Genomic DNA, 21,421 nt, shown 5'->3' on the forward strand with positions numbered 1-21,421 from the left:
GGGGGGCCCGAACGAGGGGCTCGGCAAGGTACCGTCGGACATAAGGCAGCACCAGGAGCCGCTGGATCCAGGCGACTCCCAGGCGAAGGGGAAGCACACCGTGGCACGCATCGGTGACGGCGGCGATCTGCTCAAGTGCTCGTTCTGTGGCAAGAGCCAGAAGCAGGTCAAGAAGCTCATCGCAGGCCCCGGTGTGTACATCTGCGACGAGTGCATCGACCTCTGCAACGAGATCATCGAGGAAGAACTCGCGGAGACGAGCGAGGTGCGCTGGGAGGAACTCCCCAAGCCTCGCGAGATCTACGAGTTCCTCGAGGGATACGTCGTCGGACAGGAGTCCGCGAAGAAGGCGCTCTCCGTCGCGGTGTACAACCACTACAAGCGCGTCCAGGCCGGTGAGAACAGCGCGGGCCAGAATCGCGAGGACGCCATCGAGTTGGCGAAGTCCAACATCCTCCTGCTGGGCCCCACGGGCTCCGGCAAGACGCTGCTCGCCCAGACCCTCGCGCGCATGCTGAACGTCCCGTTCGCCATCGCGGACGCGACGGCGCTGACGGAGGCGGGATATGTCGGCGAGGACGTCGAGAACATCCTGCTGAAGCTCATCCAGGCCGCCGACTACGACGTCAAGAAGGCCGAGACCGGGATCATCTACATCGACGAGATCGACAAGGTGGCCCGCAAGAGCGAGAACCCGTCGATCACGCGTGACGTGTCCGGTGAGGGTGTCCAGCAGGCCCTGCTCAAGATCCTCGAGGGCACGACGGCCTCGGTCCCGCCGCAGGGCGGTCGCAAGCACCCGCACCAGGAGTTCATCCAGATCGACACGACGAACGTCCTGTTCATCGTGGGCGGAGCGTTCGCCGGTCTGGAGAAGCTCATCGAGTCGAGGGCCGGCGCCAAGGGCATCGGCTTCGGCGCGACGATCCGCTCGAAGCGGGAGCTGGAGTCCAAGGACCAGTTCGAGGACGTCATGCCGGAGGACCTGGTCAAGTTCGGCATGATCCCCGAGTTCATCGGGCGTCTCCCGGTGATCACCTCGGTCCACAACCTGGACCGCGAGGCCCTCCTCCAGATTCTCGTCGAGCCGCGCAACGCGCTGGTCAAGCAGTACCAGCGCCTCTTCGAACTCGACGGCGTGGAGCTGGACTTCGAGCGTGAGGCCCTGGAGGCCATCGCCGACCAGGCCATCCTCCGCCAGACCGGCGCGCGAGGCCTGCGCGCGATCATGGAGGAAGTCCTCCAGGCCGTGATGTACGAGGTCCCGTCCCGCAAGGACGTCGCCCGCGTGGTCATCACCGCCGACGTCGTCTTGTCGAACGTCAACCCGACCCTGATCCCCAGGGACGCCCGCCGCGGCGGCCCGGGCGAGCAGAAGACGGCGTAACGCGACACCAGACGAAGAAGGGGCGCCCGGCGGATTCCGTCGGGCGCCCCTTCGTCTTGGCCGGGCGCGTGCGGCTTCCGCTGCCCGAACCGAAACGATCAAGCCATGTTCATGGGAAATCCTGAAACCGCGCTGCTCCGCGTGGTTTGGTCACCGCGTTCGCATCGACCGTGCGTTCGATTGTCTGACGCAGTGAAACGGGAGGACCCGGTATGAAGTCGCAGAAGTTCAAGCGCATCTCCATGGCGGCAAGTGTGGTCGCGGCCTTGGGGGTTGTGCCCCTCGCCACGGCAGGACCGGCCTCCGCCACGGTCAAGCAGTGCACGGGTGTGGTGAGCCACGCCGGATACGTCGTGGGCCCGAAGGTGAAGACCGCGTGCGGCTGGCCGCACGTCGGCGGGCAGGCCAACGCCATGTGCCTTCAGAAGCTGATGCTCGCCGGTGTCCGGTACGACGTGGCGAACACCGCCTGTCAGTGGGCCTGAGCGGGTAGCTGATACGCGCGGAGGGGCGCGGCCGACCGGCCGCGCCCCTCCGCTGTGCGGTGAACCGCTAGGCCTTGACGCGCACGTCCTTGCGGAACTTGGCCGTGAGGTCGGCCGCGGCGCTCAGGTCGGGGCTCTTGCCCGTCATGGCGGCGGCCAGGTCGACGTCGATGATGACGCCGAGGGTGCTGTGGTCGCCCCAGATGCACACCGGCATGTGGATCTCGCTCGGGCCGGTGCCGGACGAGTCGGTGTCCTTGACCTTCGTCTCCTGGCACTTGAGCACCGCGCCGTCGAGACCGCTCGGGGTGTAGGCCTTGGGGCTGCCGACGACCTCGCCGTCGCCGTCCTTGGTGGCGCTCTTCTTCATCTCGGCGAACATGCCGTCGACGACTGCCTCGGGGTCGGCGATGTCGCCGTACACGCCCATGAAGTTGATCATCTTCAGGGCGAGCGGGTTGTCCTTGTCCCCCGACTGGTAGCCGGCGTGCACGTCCTGGGCGTTCTTCACGCCGTGCTTCTCGGCGTCCTTGACGTCGTTCGCGTCGAAACCACCGCTGTCGGCGTCACTGGACTTCTTGTACTCGCCGCCGAGAACCGTCGCCGGAGTCGTCAGCTTGTGAGGGCCGTCGTCGGCGACGTCCGCGCCGCCCCCGCCCCCGCCGATCGCGAAGTACACGCCCACGGCTATCGCCGCGACCACGGCGACGCCGCCGATGATCAGGCCCGTCTTCTTCTTGCCGCCGGACGGCACCGGCGGCATCGGGGCGGTGTTGTACGGGGGCTGGCCGTACGGGGGCTGCTGGCCGTAGGGAGGGGTCTGCGGCTGGCCGGGCTGCGGGGCCTGCTGCGGGTAGCCGTAACCGGGCTGCGCCGGGGGAGCCTGCTGCGGGTACCCGTAGCCCGGCTGGGGAGCCTGCTGCGGCGGCTGGCCGTAGGGGCCCGGCTGGCCGTAGGGCCCCGGCTGTGGGGGCTGCCCGCCGCCCGGCTGACCGTACGGTCCGGGCTGCTGGGGCTGCCCGCCGTACGGGCCCGGCTGGTTGTAGCTCATTTCTGGGTTCCCCTCCAGATGCTTATGTGTTCCTCACATCCTGGCGCACAGGGCGAGGGGCCAGGTCTCCGGGGGCCGCACCGTTACGAAGTAATCCCGTTTCGGGACACGGGTGTGACGCCCCTAAACTGACCCCGTGACCGAGAACTCTCAGCAGCCGCAAGCAGCGCCCACCTCCGAACTGCCGACCCAGTACGCGCCGGCCGATGTAGAGGGGCCGCTCTACGAGCGCTGGGTGGAACGGGGTTACTTCGAGGCGGACGCGAAGAGCGACAAGCCGCCGTTCACGGTCGTCATCCCGCCGCCGAACGTCACGGGCTCCCTCCACCTCGGGCACGCCTTCGAGCACACGCTCATCGACGCCCTCACCCGCCGCAAGCGCATGCAGGGCTTCGAGACGCTGTGGCAGCCCGGCATGGACCACGCCGGCATCGCCACGCAGAACGTCGTCGAGCGGGAGCTCGGCAAGGAGGGCAAGTCCCGGCACGACCTCGGCCGGGAGGCGTTCGTCGAGCGCGTCTGGCAGTGGAAGGCCGAGTCCGGCGGACAGATCTCCGGGCAGATGCGCCGCCTCGGCGACGGCGTCGCATGGTCGCGCGAGCGCTTCACCATGGACGAGGGCCTCTCCCAGTCCGTCCAGACGATCTTCAAGAAGCTCTACGACGACGAGCTGATCTACCGCGCCGAGCGCATCATCAACTGGTGCCCCCGCTGTCTGACCGCCATCTCGGACATCGAGGTCGAGTACCAGGACGACGACGGCGAGCTGGTCTCCATGAAGTACGGGGACGGGGACGACGCGATCGTCGTCGCCACCACCCGTGCCGAGACGATGCTCGGTGACACCGCCGTCGCGGTCCACCCCGACGACGAGCGGTACAAGCACCTCGTCGGCAAGCTCATCCGCCTCCCGCTGACCGAACGGTCCATCCCGGTCGTCGCGGACGAGCACGTCGACCCCGAGTTCGGCACCGGCGCCGTCAAGGTGACGCCCGCCCACGACCCGAACGACTTCGAGATCGGGCAGCGCCACGACCTGCCCAACATCGCCGTCATGGACGAGCACGCCGTCATCACGGTCCCCGGCCCCTTCCAGGGCCTGGACCGCCTGGAGGCCCGCTCCGCCATCGTCGCCGCCCTGCGCGCCGACGGCCGGATCGTCGCCGAGAAGCGCCCCTACGTCCACTCGGTCGGCCACTGCTCGCGCTGCAAGACCACCATCGAGCCGCGGCTGTCCATGCAGTGGTGGGTCAAGGTCGGCCCGCTCGCGAAGGCCGCCGGCGACGCGGTCCGTGACGGCAAGGTCAAGATCCACCCGCAGGAGATGGAGAAGCGCTACTTCGACTGGGTCGACAACCTCCACGACTGGTGCATCTCGCGGCAGTTGTGGTGGGGCCACCGCATCCCCGTCTGGTACGGACCGGGCGGCGAGATCGTCTGCGTCGGACCGGACGACGAGGCCCCCACGGGCGAGGGCTGGCACCAGGACACCGACGTCCTCGACACCTGGTTCTCCTCCGGCCTGTGGCCGTTCTCCACGCTCGGCTGGCCCGAACAGACCGAGAGCCTCGCGAAGTTCTACCCGAACTCCGTCCTGGTCACCGGTTACGACATCCTCTTCTTCTGGGTCGCCCGGATGATGATGTTCGGCCTGTACGCGATGGACGGCACCCCGCCGTTCCACACCATCGCCCTGCACGGCATGGTCCGCGACCAGTTCGGCAAGAAGATGTCCAAGTCCTTCGGGAACGCGGTCAACCCGCTGGACTGGATGGACAAGTACGGCAGCGACGCCCTGCGCTTCACGCTCGCGCGCGGCGCCAACCCCGGTGTCGACGTGCCGATCGGCGAGGACTGGGTCCAGGGCTCGCGCAACTTCGCGAACAAGATCTGGAACGCCACCCGCTTCGCGCTGATGAACGGTGCGACGGTCGAGGGCGAACTCCCGCCCGCCGAGGAGCTGTCGGCCACCGACCGCTGGATCCTGTCCCGGCTGAACACCACGGTCGCCGAAGTGGACGCCCTCTACGACGACTTCCAGTTCGCCAAGCTGTCGGACGCCCTGTTCCACTTCGCCTGGGACGAGGTCTTCGACTGGTACGTCGAGCTGTCCAAGACGACGTTCATGGCGGGCGGCGAGCCCGCGAAGGTCTCCGGCCGGGTCCTCGGCGAGGTCCTCGACGTCACGCTGCGGCTGCTCCACCCGATCGTCCCGTTCGTCACGGACACGCTCTGGACGACGCTCACCGGTGGCGAGTCCGTCGTCATCGCCGAGTGGCCCAAGGACAGCGGCTTCCGCGACACCGCCGCCGAGCGCGAGATCGAGTCGCTCCAGTCGGTGATCACCGAGGTCCGCCGCTTCCGCAACGACCAGGGTCTCCAGCCCGGTCAGCGGGTCCCGGCCCGGCTGGTCCTCGACGGGACGGCGTTCGCCCCGCACGAGGCGGCCATCCGCCAGCTGCTGCGCCTCCAGCCGGAGGGCGACAGCTTCGCGGCCACGGCGACCCTGCCGGTGGCCGGAGCCACGGTCGCGCTCGACCTGTCGGGCACGATCGACATCGCCGCCGAGCGCAAGCGGCTCGCCAAGGACCTCGCCGCCGCCGAGAAGGAGAAGGCGCAGGCCAACGCCAAGCTCGGCAACGAGGCGTTCCTGGCGAAGGCACCCGATCAGGTGGTGGACAAGATCCGCACCCGCCTCGCCAAGGCGGACGAGGACATCACCCGCATCCAGGACCAGCTGACCCGCCTCCCCGAGGCGTAGTCGCCGGCCCCACGGAGACACGAAGGCCCCCGGACCGCTCGGTCCCGGGGGCCTTCGCCGTACCCGACCGAGAGTTTTTCGCCCCCTCCGCCCCTACCCGTCCCGTACCTGGGGCTCCGCCCCGGACCCCGCTCCTCAAACGCCGGAGGGGCTGAATTGTCACGAGCGCCGGAGGGGCTGAAGGAGCTCAGGCCGGCGGAGGGGCTGAAACGCCTCAGGTCGCCGGAGGGGCTGAAACGCCTCAGGTCGGCGAGAGGCTGAAAGATCTCGGGCGGCGGAGGGGGCGAAAAACACCCAGACGTCCGCACCCCCCGCCCCCTCCGTAGACTGGCCCCGTGAGCGACCTCCCCCCGCACGACAGCAGCGCGCCCGACGACCCGGAGCGTGATCCGCTCGGTCTCTTCGAGGAGATCGTCGAGGCCGAGACCGACCGTGACCCCGACCTCGCGGTGATCGCGGCGGGCAGCCGCACCCTGCGCACCCAGGGCCACGACGGCCGGCAGGCCGACGTACCCGCGCGCCCCGCCGACCCCGAGGTCGACAAGGCGCTGCGCGAGGTCGAGACGGAACTGGCCGGCCGCTGGGGCGAGACCAAGCTGGAGCCCTCCGTCGACCGGATCGCCGCGCTGATGGACGTCCTCGGCGATCCGCAGCGCGCGTACCCCTCGATCCACATCACGGGCACGAACGGCAAGACGTCCACGGCCCGCATGATCGAGGCGCTGCTGAGCTCCTTCGACCTGCGCACCGGGCGTTACACCAGCCCGCACGTCCAGTCGGTCACCGAGCGGATCAGCCTGGACGGGGCGCCGATCTCCGCCGAGCGGTTCATCGAGACGTACAACGACATCAAGCCGTACATCGAGATGGTCGACGGGCAGCAGGAGTACCGGCTGTCGTTCTTCGAGGTGCTGACCGGCATGGCCTACGCGGCCTTCGCCGACGCTCCCGTGGACGTCGCCGTCGTCGAGGTGGGCATGGGCGGCAGCTGGGACGCCACGAACGTGATCGACGGTGATGTCGCCGTCGTGACCCCCATCGACCTCGACCACACCGACCGTCTCGGCGAGACGCCCGGCGAGATCGCCGTCGAGAAGGCCGGGATCGTCAAGCAGGACTCCACCGTGATCCTGGCCCAGCAGCCGGTCGACGCGGCCCAGGTGCTGCTGAAGAAGGCCGTCGAGGTCAACGCGACCGTGGCCCGCGAGGGCCTGGAGTTCGGCGTCGTCGCCCGCCACGTCGCGGTCGGCGGACAGCTCCTGACGCTGCGCGGTCTCGGCGGCGAGTACGAGGAGGTGTTCCTGCCGCTGCACGGCGCCTACCAGGCGCACAACGCGGCGGTGGCGCTGGCCGCCGTCGAGGCGTTCTTCGGCGTCGGCGCGGCGCACGCCGAGCGGCTGGACATCGACACCGTGCGCAAGGCGTTCGCCTCCGTCACCTCGCCGGGCCGGCTGGAGATCGTGCGCCGGTCGCCGACCGTGGTGCTCGACGCGGCGCACAACCCGGCCGGCGCCCGGGCCACCGCCGAGGCGGTGAGCGAGGTGTTCGACTTCAGCCGCCTCATCGGGGTGGTCGGCGCGAGCGGCGACAAGAACGTGCGGGAACTGCTGGAGGCCTTCGAGCCGATCTTCGCCGAGGTCGTCGTCACGCAGAACTCCAGCCACCGCGCGATGGACGCGGACGAGCTGGCCGGGATCGCCGTCGAGGTCTTCGGCGACGACCGGGTGCAGGTCGAGCCGCGGCTCGACGACGCGCTGGAGGCCGCGATCACGCTCGCCGAGGAAGAGGGCGAGTACGCGGGCGGCGGCGTGCTGGTCACCGGATCCGTCATCACGGTCGGCGAGGCCCGGCTGCTCCTCGGGAGGGGCTGACTGTCGTGCGCGTGCTCTGTGCTTCCACGCTGATCGGCGAGTTCTTCGTCATCGGCTTCGCCGGTCTCGTGGCCATGAAGGAACCCGATCTGTCCACGGCCACGGTCTGGACGGTCTGCGGTGTCCTGATGCTGCTGAGCGTGCTGCTGTGCGGCATGATCACCCGGCCCGGCGGTGTCCAGCTCGGCTGGGCGCTGCAGATCCTGCTGATCGGCGGCGGCTTCTTCGTCCCGTCGATGTTCGTCCTCGGCGCGATCTTCGCCGCCCTGTGGTGGGCGTCGGTCCACTACGGGCGGAAGATCGACGAGGCGAAGGCGCGGTTCGCCGCCCAGGCCGCGTCGGGGGGGGAGGGCACCGCCCCGGAGCGGACCCGGTCCCAGCCGCAGGCGGAGGCGGGCGGCACGCCGGCGTAGGTCTGCCGGGAGGGGGCGGCGACGCGCCGCCCCGGGCCGGTCGTTGGGACGGGAGGGTGGGCGCGCGTATCACCTGACGCTGCGTGACAGCGCCCCCGACACGCCCTGTAGCCTCGGTGACCCGCACATTTGTGACCTGAAGGAGCCACCCCGTGAGCCAGCGCACCCTCGTCCTCCTCAAGCCCGACGCCGTCCGTCGCGGCCTGACCGGCGAGATCATCAGCCGTATCGAGCGGAAGGCCGGCTGGCAGATCACCGCGCTGGAGCTGCGGACCCTGGACCAGGACACGCTGGAGCAGCACTACGGCGAGCACAAGGGCAAGCCCTTCTACGAGCCGCTGGTGCAGTTCATGGCCTCCGGCCCGGTCGTGGCGCTCATCGTCGAGGGCGAGCGGGTCATCGAGGGCGTGCGCGCCCTCGCCGGTCCCACCGACCCGATCGCCGCCGCCCCCGGTTCCATCCGCGGTGACTTCGGCGTGATCGTCCGCGAGAACCTGATCCACGCCTCGGACTCCGAGGAGTCCGCCGAGCGCGAGGTGAAGATCTTCTTCCCCGGCCGTGGCTGAGCGTCGCAGCGACGTCCCGTTCCCGCGTACGGGGGGTCCGGCGGCCGTCCGGTGGATCTTTCGAGCGCGGCGCGCGGCAAATTTTCGAGAATTTTTCTGAGGGGGCGTCAGCCGCTCTCGGAGTGCCTGACCTGGGGCGGCCGTGAAATTTCCGGCCGTCCCGTGGCATATGCGTGCCGATCGGGGGAACGCGTGCCCCCGATGGCCCGTCTCCAGAAGCGAGGCGGCTCATCATCTGCTGACAATGGCGAAGACCCTCGCGCAGTGTTCGGGCAGGCGCGTCTACGATGGAAGCCTTCACGTCACTGCACCCACCTCGCCGTCCTAAAAAGCCGTCAAAGCTCCACTTGGGAAGGCCAGACGAATCCTGATGGGGAACTCAATGTCGTTCATCGGCCGTGACATGGCTGTCGACCTCGGGACCGCCAACACGCTGGTGTACGTCAGGGGTCGCGGGATCGTACTCAACGAGCCGTCCGTCGTCGCGATCAACACCAACACCGGTGGCATCCTCGCGGTAGGCGCCGAAGCGAAGAAGATGATCGGGCGGACCCCCGGCAACATCGTTGCCGTGCGTCCGCTGAGGGACGGTGTCATCGCCGACTTCGAGATCACCGAGCGCATGCTCCGCTACTTCATCCTGAAGATCCACAAGCGGCGCTACCTCGCCCGCCCCCGTGTCGTCGTCTGCGTGCCCTCCGGCATCACAGGCGTCGAGCGCCGTGCCGTCATCGAGGCGTCGTCCCAGGCCGGGGCCCGCCAGGTGCACATCATCGAGGAGCCCATGGCCGCGGCCATCGGCTCCGGCCTGCCGGTCCACGAGGCCACGGGCAACATGGTGGTGGACATCGGCGGCGGCACCACGGAGGTCGCGGTCATCTCGCTCGGCGGCATCGTCACCGCCCAGTCCATCCGCGTCGCGGGCGACGAACTGGACAACGCGATCATCCAGCACATCAAGAAGGAGTACTCCCTCCTTCTCGGTGAGCGGACGGCCGAACAGATCAAGATCACGATCGGTTCGGCGTACGACCTCGACAATGACGAACACACCGAAATCCGCGGCCGGGATCTCGTTTCCGGGCTGCCCAAGACCGTCGTCATCTCCGCGGCCGAAGTGCGCAAGGCCATCGAAGAGCCGGTCAACGCGATCATCGACGCCGTGAAGACGACCCTCGACAAGTGCCCGCCGGAACTCTCCGGTGACGTGATGGACCGCGGAATCGTTCTGACCGGCGGCGGAGCCCTGCTGCGCGGTCTCGACGAGCGGCTCCGCCGCGAGACCGGTATGCCGATCCACATCGCCGAGGACCCGCTCGACAGCGTGGCGCTCGGTGCCGGAAAGTGCGTCGAGGAATTCGAGGCGCTCCAGCAGGTTCTGGACGCGCAGCCCCGCCGATGACGTAACGCTTCGATTCCGCCGTACGAGATGATCTCTTCTCGTACGGCGGATCGTTGGTGTGGAGGCATAAACTCCTGCGACATAGAGACATAACCTCTCCCATAACAGTCACCCCGTCCTCCACTCCATCACCCCAGCCTCATCGCACCCACGGGCCGGCTTCTCGCCCGGGGTGCGCCCCTGTTGACCCATTTCGACGAGGAAGGCACGGCCGCCGCACGTGAGGGACACACGAGAGAGCCGGCTGCTCCTGGTGCTGCTGATCGCCATCGCGTTCGCACTGATCACGGTGGACATCCGCGGCGGGCAGGACTCACCGGTCGACGGTGCCCGCCAGGCCGCCGCGACGGTCTTCGGCCCGATCGAGAACGGGGTGTCGTCCGCGGTCGACCCCGTCGGCAACGCCGTCGCCGCGGTCCGCGACTCGGGCGACCGCCACGACCGCGTCGCCCAACTGGAGCACGACAACGCTGCGTTGAAGGCGAAGCTCGGCAGCGACGACCGCAACCGCAGCCGCCTCAAGCAGCTCGACAAGATGATCAAGGTGGCGGGCGAGGGCCAGTACGGGATCAAGGGCGCCGAGGTGATCGCCATAGGAGCGGCCCAGGGCTTCTCCTGGACCGTCACCATCGACGTCGGCGCCCATGACGGCATCAAGCGCGACATGACCGTCCTGAACGGCGACGGACTCGTCGGCCGCGTCACCACCGTCGGCCCGGACACCGCCACGGTGCTGCTCGCCAACGACCCCGACTTCACCGTCGGCACGCGCATGGAGTCGACCGACGAACTCGGCTTCGCCTCGGGACAGGGCGACAGCCCGCTGCGCGTCGAACTCCTCAACGCCAAGGCGAAGATCAAGAAGGGCGACCGGCTGATCACCTTCGGCTCCCAGGCCGACAAGCCGTTCGTCCCCGGCGTGCCCGTCGGCACCGTCTCCCGGGTCGACCCCTCCGGCGGCGACCTGACCCGCACGGTCTACGTCAAGCCGTTCGTCTCGTTCACCAAGCTCGACATCCTCGGGGTCGTCGTGACCGCCCCGAAGAGCGACCCGCGCGACGCCGTGCTGCCGCCGAAACCCAAACCCACGCCCACACCGACGGTGACCGTCACGGTCACCCCCTCGGCGAACGCCCCCGTCGACGGCCAGCAGCAGTAGCAGGAGGAGCCGAATCCCATGCGTTTCAACAGGATGCTGCTCTCCGTCACCCTGGTGGTCGTCGCCCTGGTGATCCAGGTGAGCGTTCTTGCCCGTCTCCATCTCCCGGGCGCCGTCCCGGACCTGGTGCTCCTGACCGTGATCGCCCTCGCCATGGTCTACGGCCACGTCGGCGGCGCGCTCATCGGCTTCGGCGCCGGTCTGCTCTCCGACGTCGTCCCGCCCGCCGACCACGCCGCAGGGCGCTACGCCCTGGTCCTGTGCGTCATCGGCTACTGCGCCGGCCTGGTCAAGCCGGAGAACGGCCGGCTCAAGTCGGCCACCGGCCCGATGGCCGTGGTCGTCGTCGCCGCGATCGGATCCACCCTGCTCTACGCGGGAGTCGGCGCCCTCGTCGGCGACACCGCCGCCCGCCACGTCGGGCTGACCAGCCTGCTGTTCACCGCGGCCCTCTACGACCTGCTGCTCGCGCCGTTCGTCGTCCCCGTGGTGATGGCACTCGCCCGGCGCGCCGAGAACGACCCGCTCGCCGAGGGCGGTTCGGCCGGCAAGGCCGGCGACGTCTCGACCGGCTGGCTGTCCTCCGGCACCGGGCTGCGCATCGGAAGCCAGCGCAGCGGACTGCGCGTGAAGGCCGCCAAGGCGCGGGTCGCCCGCGCGGGACGCATCAAGGGGGTGAAGCGCCTGTGAGGACACCGAGGAGATCCGTCCGGCCCTCGTCCCAAGCGCCGCACGGCTCACGGAACTTGGCCGGCCGCGGGCTCGCCGCGCACAGGTTCGCCGTGTACTCGTATGTCACGTACACACACTGAGAGGGGGAGGCACAAGCAGTGACCAACATCCCGGAGACCGGCCGGACCCCACGGGTCCAGATCCGGCTCGTCGTCATCCAGATTCTCGTACTCTCCCTCCTCGGCACCCTGGGCGGCCGCCTCTGGTACCTCCAGATCCGCAACGGCGACGAATACGCCAAGGAAGCCTCCGGCAACCACGTCCAGCAGGTCGTCCAGCCCGCCGTGCGCGGCTCGATCCTCGACGCGCGCGGCGTGCCGATCGCCGACAACGAGACCCGGCTCGTGGTCTCCGCCTCGCGCACCGACCTGCTGAAGATGCGGGACGACGGCCGCGCCGTCCTCACCAAGCTCGCCGGCGTCCTCGGCCTCAAGCCCAAGGACGTCATGGAGAAGGTCCGGCTGTGCGACGCCAAGACGCCGCAGCCCTGCTGGAACGGCTCGCCCTACCAGCCCATCCCCATCACCGACGAGGCCACCGCCAAGCAGGCCCTCCAGATCCGCGAGCGCTCCGAGGACTTCCCCGGCATCAGCGCCGAACCCGAGGCCGTGCGCCGCTACGCCGCCCCCGGACAGGCCAACACCGCCCAGGTGCTCGGCTACCTCTCGCCCGTCACCGACGACGAGATCACCAAGGCCAAGGACACCGACTCCCCGTACCTGCGCTCCGACCAGGTCGGACGGTCGGGCCTGGAGCGCGAGTACGACAAGGAACTGCGCGGCAAGGCCGGCGTCACCCGCTACGAGGTCGACAACCTCGGCCGTGTCATCGGCCAGGCCAAGAGCGACAAGGCCGAGCCCGGCGAGAACCTCGTCACCAGCATCGACTCCCGGGTCCAGCGGGTCGCGGAGTACGAGCTGAACGACGCGATGAAGGTCGCCCGCACCCAGTTCGACAAGATCACCGGCGAGAACTACAAGGCCGACTCCGGTGCCGTCGTGGTGATGGAGGCCAAGACCGGCCGTGTCGTCGCCATGGCGTCCAACCCGTCGTACGACCCGAACGCCTGGGTCGGCGGCATCTCGGGCAAGGACTACACCGCCCTCACCGGCAAGAAGTCGAACTACCCGCTGCTGAACCGGGCCATCCAGGGTCAGTCCGCGCCCGGCTCGACGTTCAAGGTGATCTCCACGGCCGCCGCCGTCGAGGCCGGATACGCCTTCGACGGGCACTACCCGTGCACGAGTTCCTACTCCGTCGGCAACCAGGTCTTCAAGAACTTCGAGGGCGAGAGCTTCGGCCCCATCTCCCTCGGCCGCGCCCTCGAGGTCTCCTGCGACACCGTCTTCTACGGCCTCTCCGACAACGAGTGGAAGAGGGACGGGGGCATCAGCCCGAAGAAGACCCCCAAGGACTACTTCTACAAGGCCGCCCACCAGTTCGGTCTCGGCAAGGAGACCGGCATCGACCTCCCCAACGAGGTCACCGGCCGCGTCCCCGACCGCAAGTGGAAGGCGGACTACTGGAAGGCCAACAAGGCCGTCTGGTGCAAGACCGGCAAGAAGGGCGGCACGTACGTCCAGCAGATCGCGTACGAGAACTGCCTCGAAGGCAACCGGATGCGCGAGGGCGACTCGATCAACTACTCCATCGGTCAGGGTGACACCCTCGTCACCCCGATCCAGGAGGCGGCCATCTACTCCGCGGTCTCCAACGGCGGCACGCTGTACGCCCCGACCATCGGCAAGGCCCTCGTCAGCCCCGACGGCAAGACCGTCCAGGAGATCAAGCCGAAGAAGAACGGCAGACTGCCGGTCGACCAGGCGACGCTGAGGGGGATAAACGATGCCTTCGCGGGCGTCGTCACCCGCGGTACCGCCGCCTGGAAGTTCGGCGGCTGGCCCCAGGACAAGATCCCGCTGCACGCCAAGACCGGTACCGCCGAGGTCTACGGCAAGCAGACGACGTCCTGGCTCGCCACGTACTCCAAGGACTACACGATCATCATGACGATCTCCCAGGCCGGTACGGGTTCGGGAGCGTCCGGTGAGGCCGTGCGCAAGATCTACAACGCGCTCTACGGCGTCTCCGCGGACGGCGCCATCGACAAGAAGAAGGCCCTCCTGGCCACCCCGCAGAAGAGCCTGCCGAAGATCGAGAGCGACGGCTCGATCGACTCCCCGGAGGTCTCCAAGGACCCGGTCAAGGACCTGAAGGCCAACGACGCCCTCCGGGACGGGACCACGGACCCGGGCCAGGACCTCCCCGCGGGCACGACACCCTCACCGACCGCCGCGAACCGTGACACCCGCAGGCGCTCGGCCCGCCGGGGGAAGCCGCGGGGGAAGAAGGTCCTGACATGACCACCGCGGCGACCAACGGCTTGAGGATCTGACATGACCGGAGCCAACAACTTCTCCGTCTCCGGGTACGGACCCGAGCGCGCGGGCTGGACACGCCTGTTCGCCCGCGACTCGCTCGCCCGCCGGCTCGACTGGCCGATACTGTTCTCGGCCGTCGCGCTCTCCCTGATCGGCGCGGCCCTCGTCTACTCGGCGACCCGCAACCGCACCGAGATCAACCAGGGCGACCCGTACTTCTTCCTCATCCGCCATCTGATGAACACGGGCATCGGCATCGGCCTGATGATCGGCACGATCTGGCTGGGCCACCGCACCCTGCGCACGGCCGTGCCGATCCTGTACGGCCTGTCGGTCTTCATGATCCTGCTGGTGCTGACCCCGCTCGGCGCGACGATCAACGGCCAGCGCAACTGGCTCGTCGCCGGCGGTCTGTCGCTCCAGCCCGCCGAGTTCATCAAGATCACGATCATCCTCGGCATGGCGATGCTGCTGGCCACGCGGGTCGACGCGGGCGACAAGCAGTACCCCGACCACCGCACGGTGCTCCAGGCGCTGGGCCTGGCGGCCGTACCGATGATGATCGTGCTGCTCATGCCCGACCTCGGCACCATCATGGTCGCGGTCATCATCGTGCTCGGCGTCCTGCTGTCCTCCGGAGCCTCCAACCGCTGGGTGTTCGGCCTGATCGGCGCGGGTGCCCTCGGCGCGATCGCCGTCTGGCAGCTCAAGATCCTCGACGAGTACCAGATCAACCGCTTCGCCGCCTTCGCCAACCCCGACCTCGACCCGGCCGGCGTCGGCTACAACACCAACCAGGCCCGCATCGCCATCGGTTCCGGCGGCCTCTTCGGCACCGGCCTCGGCCAGGGCTCGCAGACGACCGGCCAGTTCGTGCCCGAGCAGCAGACCGACTTCGTCTTCACCGTCGCCGGCGAGGAACTCGGCTTCGTCGGAGCGGGCCTGATCCTGGTCCTCCTCGGCGTGGTCCTGTGGCGCGCCTGCCGCATCGCCCGCGAGACGACCGAGCTGTACGGCACGATCGTCGCCGCCGGCATCATCGCCTGGTTCGCCTTCCAGGCCTTCGAGAACATCGGCATGACGCTCGGCATCATGCCGGTCGCCGGTCTACCCCTGCCCTTCGTGTCCTACGGCGGATCCTCCATGTTCGCCGTCTGGGTCGCGGTGGGGCTGCTGCAGTCGATCAGAGTGCAGCGGCCGATGTCGGCATAGGCGCCCCGGGCGGCCGGGGCGACTGCGGGACCCCTGAGGTCCGGCCGCACCGGCCGCCCGGCCGCACCCGCCAGGACGTCGAGCGGGGGCCGCAAGCCGGCCAGGAGAGGCCGATCGGGTACTGCCCAGGGCGCCGTATCGCGTCTAGATTCGGTTCATGGCGGACACGAAACGCGAGATCGAGCGCAAGTACGAGGGTCCCGCAACCGAGAACGGCGCCGACGGCCTCCCGGACCTCGGCGGCGTCCCGGGCGTCGCCGCCGTCGTGGACCAGGGCGTCACCGAACTCGACGCCACCTACTACGACACCCGCGACCAACGCCTCGCCGCCGCCTCCCTCACCCTGCGCCGCCGCACCGGGGGAGCCGACGCCGGCTGGCACCTCAAACTCCCCGTCTCCGACGGCGTACGCGACGAGATCCGCGCACCCCTCTCCGACACGGTGCCCCGCGCCCTGTCCGGCCTGGTCCGCTCCCGGGTGCGCGACACCGAACTCATCCCCCTCGTCCGCCTGTTGTCCGCCCGAGACGTCCGCCACCTCGTCGACGGCTCAGGCGCCCTGCTCGCCGAGGTCAGCCTCGACCGGGTCCGCGCGGAGCGGCTCGACGGAGGCGGGGGCACCGCCGCCTGGACCGAGATCGAGGTGGAACTCGCCGACGGCGGCGACCCCGCCTTCCTCGGCACGGTCGAGAAGAGACTCCGCAAGGCCGGCCTGCACCGCTCCGCCGCACCCTCCAAACTCGCCAAGGCGCTCGCGGAGACCGGTGAGCCGGCCGGCAAGCGAGGCCGCAAGCGGGCGCTGAAGGGCGGGCACCCGTCGAAACCCGGCCCCGCGACAGACCCCGCCCCCGCGACGGACCCCGTCACCGCGGGCGACCACGTCCTCGCCCACCTCCGCGCCCAGCGCGACGCCATCGTCGAACTCGACCCCGACGTCCGCCGCGACCTCCCCGACTCCGTGCACAGCATGCGCGTCGCCACCCGTCGCCTGCGCGGCACCTTCGGCTCGTACGCCAGGATCCTCGACCCCGCCGTCACCGGGCCGATCGGCGACGAGCTGAAATGGCTCGCCGGCGAACTCGGCGTCGACCGCGACCGGGAGGTCCTCACCGAGCGCCTCACCCAGGCCCTCGGCGAACTCCCGCGCACCCTGGTCGTCGGCCCCGTCCGCGCCCGGCTGCGCACCTGGGCGCACGCCCGCCACGGCGGCTCCCGGCGCCGCCTCCTCGCCGTGCTCGACGGCAAGCGGTACCTGGCACTCCTGAGCGCCCTCGACGCCCTCGTGAACGACCCGCCGCTGCTCCGGGCCGCCGCCGGAGACCCCGAAAGGGTCATCGCCAAAGCGGTCCGCAAGGACTTCGCGAAGGTCTCCGACCTCGTCGCACAGGCACTCGGCGGGGAGCCCGGCACCGACCGCGACGTCGCCCTGCACGAGGCCCGCAAGAAGGCCAAGCGCACCCGCTACGCCGCCGAGACCGCCCTCCCCGCGCTGGGCGCTCCGGCCGCCGGCCTCACCAAGGCCATGAAGGCGCTCCAGGGACTCCTCGGCGACCACCAGGACAGCGTGATGACCCGCGAGGCCCTGCGGGAACTGGCGGCCCTGGCACACGCGGCGGGAGAGAGCTCGTTCACCTACGGGGTGCTGTACGGCCGCGAGGAACAGCGTGCCGCGGCGGTCGAGGCGGCGCTGCCGGAGGCCTGGCGGGCGACGCTGGAGCAGGCGTCCGTCTGACGGCCACCGCCCGGGGGGCGGACGACCGTGGGCGGAGGGGGCTCCCGTCCGCGTTACGCTGAATGGTCACCCCTGTCGGCTCACGAAGGTTCGCGAGATGTCTGCCGAAACCGCTGTGTCGGTCTTCCCACAGCTCGAAGCCCTGCTCCCGCATGTGCAGAAGCCCATTCAGTACGTCGGCGGAGAACTCAACTCCACGGTGAAACCGTGGGAGGAGTGCGACGTCCGCTGGGCGCTCATGTACCCCGACGCGTACGAGGTCGGCCTGCCCAACCAGGGCGTCATGATCCTCTACGAGGTGCTGAACGAGCGCGAGGGCGTCCTCGCCGAGCGCACCTACAGCGTCTGGCCCGACCTGGAGGAGCTGATGCGCGAGCACCGGGTCCCCCAGTTCACCGTGGACAGCCACCGCCCGGTGAAGGCCTTCGACGTGTTCGGCCTGTCCTTCTCCACGGAGCTGGGCTACACGAACATGCTGACCGCCCTCGACCTGGCCGGCATCCCGCTGGAGTCGAAGGACCGCACCCTCGACGACCCGATCGTGCTGGCCGGCGGGCACGCCGCGTTCAACCCCGAGCCGATCGCCGACTTCATCGACGCGGCGGTCATCGGCGACGGCGAGCAGGCCGTGCTCGACATGACGGAGATCATCCGCACCTGGAAGGCCGAGGGCCGCCCGGGAGGCCGCGAGGAGGTCCTCTTCCGCCTCGCGAAGACCGGCAACGTCTACATCCCCGCCTTCTACGACGTCGAGTACCTCCCCGACGGCCGGATCGCCCGCGTGGTCCCGAACAAGTCGGGTGTCCCGTGGCGCGTCTCCAAGCACACGGTGATGGACCTCGACGAGTGGCCCTACCCCAAGCAGCCCCTGGTCCCCCTCGCGGAGACCGTCCACGAGCGCATGTCGGTGGAGATCTTCCGCGGCTGCACCCGCGGCTGCCGCTTCTGCCAGGCCGGCATGATCACCCGCCCGGTGCGCGAGCGGTCCATCACCGGCATCGGCGAGATGGTGGAGAAGGGCCTGAAGGCGACCGGCTTCGAGGAGGTCGGCCTGCTCTCCCTGTCCTCCGCCGACCACTCGGAGATCGGCGACATCGCCAAGGGCCTCGCGGACCGGTACGAGGAGGACAAGATCGGTCTCTCCCTGCCCTCCACCCGCGTGGACGCCTTCAACGTCGACCTGGCGAACGAGCTGACCCGCAACGGCCGCCGGTCGGGCCTCACCTTCGCCCCCGAGGGCGGCTCCGAGCGCATGCGCAAGGTCATCAACAAGATGGTCTCGGAGGAGGACCTCATCCGGACCGTCTCCACCGCCTACGGCAACGGCTGGCGCCAGGTGAAGCTCTACTTCATGTGCGGGCTGCCGACCGAGACGGACGAGGACGTCCTGCAGATCGCCGACATGGCGATGAACGTGATCGCCGAGGGCCGCAAGGTCTCCGGCCAGAACGACATCCGCTGCACGGTGTCGATCGGCGGCTTCGTCCCCAAGCCCCACACCCCCTTCCAGTGGGCGCCGCAGCTCTCCGCCGAGGACACGGACGCCCGCCTCACGAAGCTCCGCGACAAGATCCGCGGCGACAAGAAGTACGGCCGCTCGATCGGCTTCCGCTACCACGACGGCAAGCCCGGAATCGTCGAGGGCCTGCTGTCCCGCGGCGACCGCCGCATCGGCTCCGTCATCCGCGCCGTCTACGAGGACGGCGGCCGTTTCGACGGCTGGCGCGAGCACTTCTCGTACGAGCGCTGGATGCGCTGCGCCGACAAGACGCTTCCCGACTTCGGCGTGGACCTCGACTGGTACACGACCCGCGAGCGCTCCTACGAGGAGGTCCTGCCCTGGGACCACCTGGACTCCGGTCTCGACAAGGACTGGCTCTGGGAGGACTGGCAGGACTCCCTCGACGAGACCGAGGTCGACGACTGCCGCTGGACCCCCTGCTTCGACTGCGGCGTGTGCCCGCAGATGGACACGAGCATCCAGATCGGCCCGACCGGCAAGAAGCTGCTGCCGCTGACCGTCAAGAACGCGGCTCCGGCGGCCGGCGGGCACGCGCACTGAGGGCACGTGCGACGCGGAACCGAACGAGGCGCCCCCTTCCCGACGGAAGGGGGCGCCTCGCTGTGCGGCCGTCCTCAGGCGTGGCCTGTCCCCGGGCCGTACGCCGCCGCGATGTCCTTCGACGCGGCCCAGCGGCTGTAGGTGGGGGACTGGGGCCAGCCCTCGGGGGAGTCCTGCCACTCCTCCTGGCGGCCGTACGGCAGGAGGTCGATGAGCGCGAAGGTGTGGCTCAGCTGCTCGGTGCCGCGGCCTTCGGTGTGCCAGGTGCGATAGACGGTGTCGCCGTCGCGCAGGAACACGTTGACGGCGAAGCCGCCGCCGGGCGGGGCGCCGACATCCGTCCCGAACGGGCTGTCGGCCGTCGAGTACCACGTCATCCGGTTGCCGACCCGCTCCTTGTAGGCGAGCGCCTCGTCGACGGGGCCCTGGGTGACGACGACGAAGCGGGCGTCGTACCGGTCGAGGAACTCCAGGCGGGTGTACTGCGAGGTGAACCCCGTGCAGCCGGGGCACTGCCACTCCTGCCCGGCGAACCACATGTGGTTGTAGACGATCAGCTGCCGCCTGCCCTCGAAGACGTCCGCGAGCCGGACGGGGCCGTCGGCGCCCTCCAGCGTGTACTCCGGCATCTCGACCATCGGCAGCCGGCGGCGCTCGGCGGCGACGGCGTCGAGCTCCCGCGTCGCGGCCTTCTCCCGCGCCCGCAGGGCCTCCAGCCGGTGCTCCCAGGTCGCGCTGTCGACGACGGGTGGTAGTGCGCTCATGGTCCCCTCACAGAACTCGTACGCGACGTTCCCTTGTGCAGAGGCAGACTGCGCGAGGGGCGGGAACTCATCGGCCGCGTACGGCCGATGCCCGCCCGCACCGCGGCGACGCCGGTTGCCCGTGCGTCGCATCCATCGGGGTGGTCGCTGCGTCTAGGCAGGTATGGATCTGGAAAAACCGTCCGCCGGGCCGGTCGGGCCGCCCGGGGCGGGAGCCGAGGGCTGTCTCGCCGTGGCGATCCGCGTTCCCGTGCGGATCGTGGTGCTCGTGCTCGTCGTGCCGGTGCGCATGCTGTGGGACGCGTGCGTCGTGGGCGGGCGGCTCCTCCGGGACACCGCGCTGCGCCCGCTGGGGCGGGTCGTCGGCTGGGTGGCGCGGGCCCTGTTCGTCTGGCCGTGGGTGGCCCTGTGGCGGTACGTCGTCGTGCCGCTCGGCACGGCACTGGCCTGGCTGGGGCGGGTGCTGCTCGTGGTGCCGGCGGTGTGGCTGTACCGCGCGGTCCTGACCCCGCTCGGCCACGCGCTCGCCCGGTTCGCCGGCGGCGTCGGGTCGGTGCTGGGCTGGATGTACGCGCGGCTGCTCACGCCCGTGGGACATGCCGTCGCCGCGCTGCTCAGGGGCATCGGGCTCGTCCTCGGCGCCGTCGGCGGCGGTCTGTGGACCGTGGCCGCCTGGCTGGCGCGGTACCTGGTGGTCGTGCCGGCCACCTGGTTGGCGCGGTACCTGGTGGTCGTACCGGCCACCTGGCTCCACCGGTGGGTGCTCACCCCCGTGGCGAGAGCGGTCGTCCTGCTGCTCACCGGGCTCGTGTGGGTCGTACGGATGATGCTGCTCGGCATCGGCGCCGTCCTCTACTGGACGGCGCGCGTCCTGCTGGTGCTGCCCGCGCTCGCGCTGTGGCGCTGGGTGCTCGTCCCGGTCGGCCGGGCGCTCGCCGTCGTCGGACGGGAGGTCGGCGACGCCCTCGGGCACGCGTGGCGGGTCGCCGGACACCTCTCGCTCGCCGTCGGACGGTTCCTCGGACGGCTCCTGACATGGATCCTCGTGGATCCGGCCCGCTGGGCCTACCGGACCGTGCTGACGCCGGTCGGGCACACCGTCCGCGACCTGGTGCTCAAACCCGCCGCCGAGGCGGCACGCAGTGCGGGGAGGGCGGCACGGCAGGCCCTGGCCGCCGCGCGCGACGGGGCGCGCCAGGCCCGCGCCGACTTCCGCCGTCTGCTCTTCGGCCCGCCGGGGGAGCCACAGCTCGCCGGGGCCCCGGAATCACGGCCCGCGCCACCGCCGGAACCACGGGCCGGCGTCGCCCGGGAGCCGGACCCGCTCGGTCCGAGGGAACCAGTCGCGGGCGGTACACGTACTCTAGGTAGCAGTACGACCGCACTCACGAAGGACTGAACGACACTGGGCAAGCGACAGCCCGAAGGCCCGCCTCCCGCTCC

The 21,421-nt window shown here is 69.9% G+C and carries 16 protein-coding genes; 14 read left to right on the forward strand and 2 right to left on the reverse strand.

What is annotated here, in order from left to right:
• Nucleotides 1–100 precede the first annotated feature (100 nt).
• On the forward strand, nt 101–1,387 hold the full coding sequence (clpX, locus tag OG406_RS26270) for an ATP-dependent Clp protease ATP-binding subunit ClpX (protein WP_081221566.1): 1,287 nt from the start codon (nt 101–103) through the stop codon (nt 1,385–1,387).
• 212 nt (nt 1,388–1,599) lie between these two features.
• Nucleotides 1,600–1,872 carry a hypothetical protein gene (locus OG406_RS26275; protein ID WP_329188092.1) on the forward strand — a complete coding sequence of 91 codons (273 nt, stop codon included), beginning with the start codon at nt 1,600–1,602 and terminating at the stop codon, nt 1,870–1,872.
• Nucleotides 1,873–1,939: 67 nt separating this feature from the next.
• Here OG406_RS26275 and OG406_RS26280 read toward each other — a convergent pair whose 3' ends face one another.
• Nucleotides 1,940–2,923 (reverse strand): hypothetical protein, encoded by a 984-nt coding sequence (locus tag OG406_RS26280; protein WP_329188094.1) that lies wholly within the window; start codon nt 2,921–2,923, stop codon nt 1,940–1,942.
• A gap of 136 nt (nt 2,924–3,059) precedes the next feature.
• Between OG406_RS26280 and OG406_RS26285 the strand changes: the two genes are divergently transcribed.
• The 11 genes from OG406_RS26285 to OG406_RS26335 all read left to right on the forward strand — a co-directional run bounded on the left by OG406_RS26285 (nt 3,060) and on the right by OG406_RS26335 (nt 19,214).
• Nucleotides 3,060–5,684: a valine--tRNA ligase gene (locus tag OG406_RS26285; protein WP_266848536.1), complete on the forward strand. Its 2,625-nt coding sequence runs from the start codon at nt 3,060–3,062 to the stop codon at nt 5,682–5,684.
• A 335-nt stretch (nt 5,685–6,019) separates the two neighbouring features.
• Entirely contained in the window at nt 6,020–7,555 is a 1,536-nt protein-coding gene (gene folC / locus OG406_RS26290; protein ID WP_266613683.1) for a bifunctional tetrahydrofolate synthase/dihydrofolate synthase, read from the forward strand.
• 5 nt (nt 7,556–7,560) lie between these two features.
• A complete protein-coding gene (locus tag OG406_RS26295) occupies nt 7,561–7,968 on the forward strand; it encodes a DUF4233 domain-containing protein (RefSeq protein ID WP_329188098.1) in 408 nt (135 codons plus the stop codon).
• Nucleotides 7,969–8,120: 152 nt separating this feature from the next.
• Nucleotides 8,121–8,534 (forward strand): nucleoside-diphosphate kinase, encoded by a 414-nt coding sequence (ndk, locus tag OG406_RS26300; RefSeq protein ID WP_164369334.1) that lies wholly within the window; start codon nt 8,121–8,123, stop codon nt 8,532–8,534.
• 382 nt (nt 8,535–8,916) lie between these two features.
• Nucleotides 8,917–9,936: a rod shape-determining protein gene (locus tag OG406_RS26305; protein ID WP_164369335.1), complete on the forward strand. Its 1,020-nt coding sequence runs from the start codon at nt 8,917–8,919 to the stop codon at nt 9,934–9,936.
• A 220-nt stretch (nt 9,937–10,156) separates the two neighbouring features.
• A complete protein-coding gene (gene mreC / locus OG406_RS26310) occupies nt 10,157–11,095 on the forward strand; it encodes a rod shape-determining protein MreC (protein ID WP_081217256.1) in 939 nt (312 codons plus the stop codon).
• A gap of 18 nt (nt 11,096–11,113) precedes the next feature.
• The gene (mreD, locus tag OG406_RS26315) at nt 11,114–11,785 is read left to right on the forward strand and encodes a rod shape-determining protein MreD (protein WP_164369336.1); all 672 of its coding nucleotides are present in this window, start codon (nt 11,114–11,116) and stop codon (nt 11,783–11,785) included.
• Nucleotides 11,786–11,925: 140 nt separating this feature from the next.
• The gene (mrdA, locus tag OG406_RS26320) at nt 11,926–14,190 is read left to right on the forward strand and encodes a penicillin-binding protein 2 (protein ID WP_266848542.1); all 2,265 of its coding nucleotides are present in this window, start codon (nt 11,926–11,928) and stop codon (nt 14,188–14,190) included.
• 33 nt (nt 14,191–14,223) lie between these two features.
• Entirely contained in the window at nt 14,224–15,420 is a 1,197-nt protein-coding gene (gene rodA / locus OG406_RS26325) for a rod shape-determining protein RodA (protein WP_081217253.1), read from the forward strand.
• A gap of 157 nt (nt 15,421–15,577) precedes the next feature.
• Complete coding sequence (locus tag OG406_RS26330; RefSeq protein WP_329188104.1) at nt 15,578–17,152, forward strand: CYTH and CHAD domain-containing protein; 1,575 nt, start codon at nt 15,578–15,580, stop codon at nt 17,150–17,152.
• A gap of 97 nt (nt 17,153–17,249) precedes the next feature.
• A complete protein-coding gene (locus tag OG406_RS26335) occupies nt 17,250–19,214 on the forward strand; it encodes a TIGR03960 family B12-binding radical SAM protein (protein WP_266613670.1) in 1,965 nt (654 codons plus the stop codon).
• A gap of 74 nt (nt 19,215–19,288) precedes the next feature.
• Here OG406_RS26335 and OG406_RS26340 read toward each other — a convergent pair whose 3' ends face one another.
• Nucleotides 19,289–19,978: a DUF899 domain-containing protein gene (locus tag OG406_RS26340; protein ID WP_329188107.1), complete on the reverse strand. Its 690-nt coding sequence runs from the start codon at nt 19,976–19,978 to the stop codon at nt 19,289–19,291.
• 163 nt (nt 19,979–20,141) lie between these two features.
• Between OG406_RS26340 and OG406_RS26345 the strand changes: the two genes are divergently transcribed.
• Nucleotides 20,142–21,377 (forward strand): hypothetical protein, encoded by a 1,236-nt coding sequence (locus OG406_RS26345; RefSeq protein WP_329188109.1) that lies wholly within the window; start codon nt 20,142–20,144, stop codon nt 21,375–21,377.
• Nucleotides 21,378–21,421: the final 44 nt, after the last annotated feature.

The organism is Streptomyces sp. NBC_01428, assembly GCF_036231965.1.
Taxonomy (GTDB): domain Bacteria; phylum Actinomycetota; class Actinomycetes; order Streptomycetales; family Streptomycetaceae; genus Streptomyces.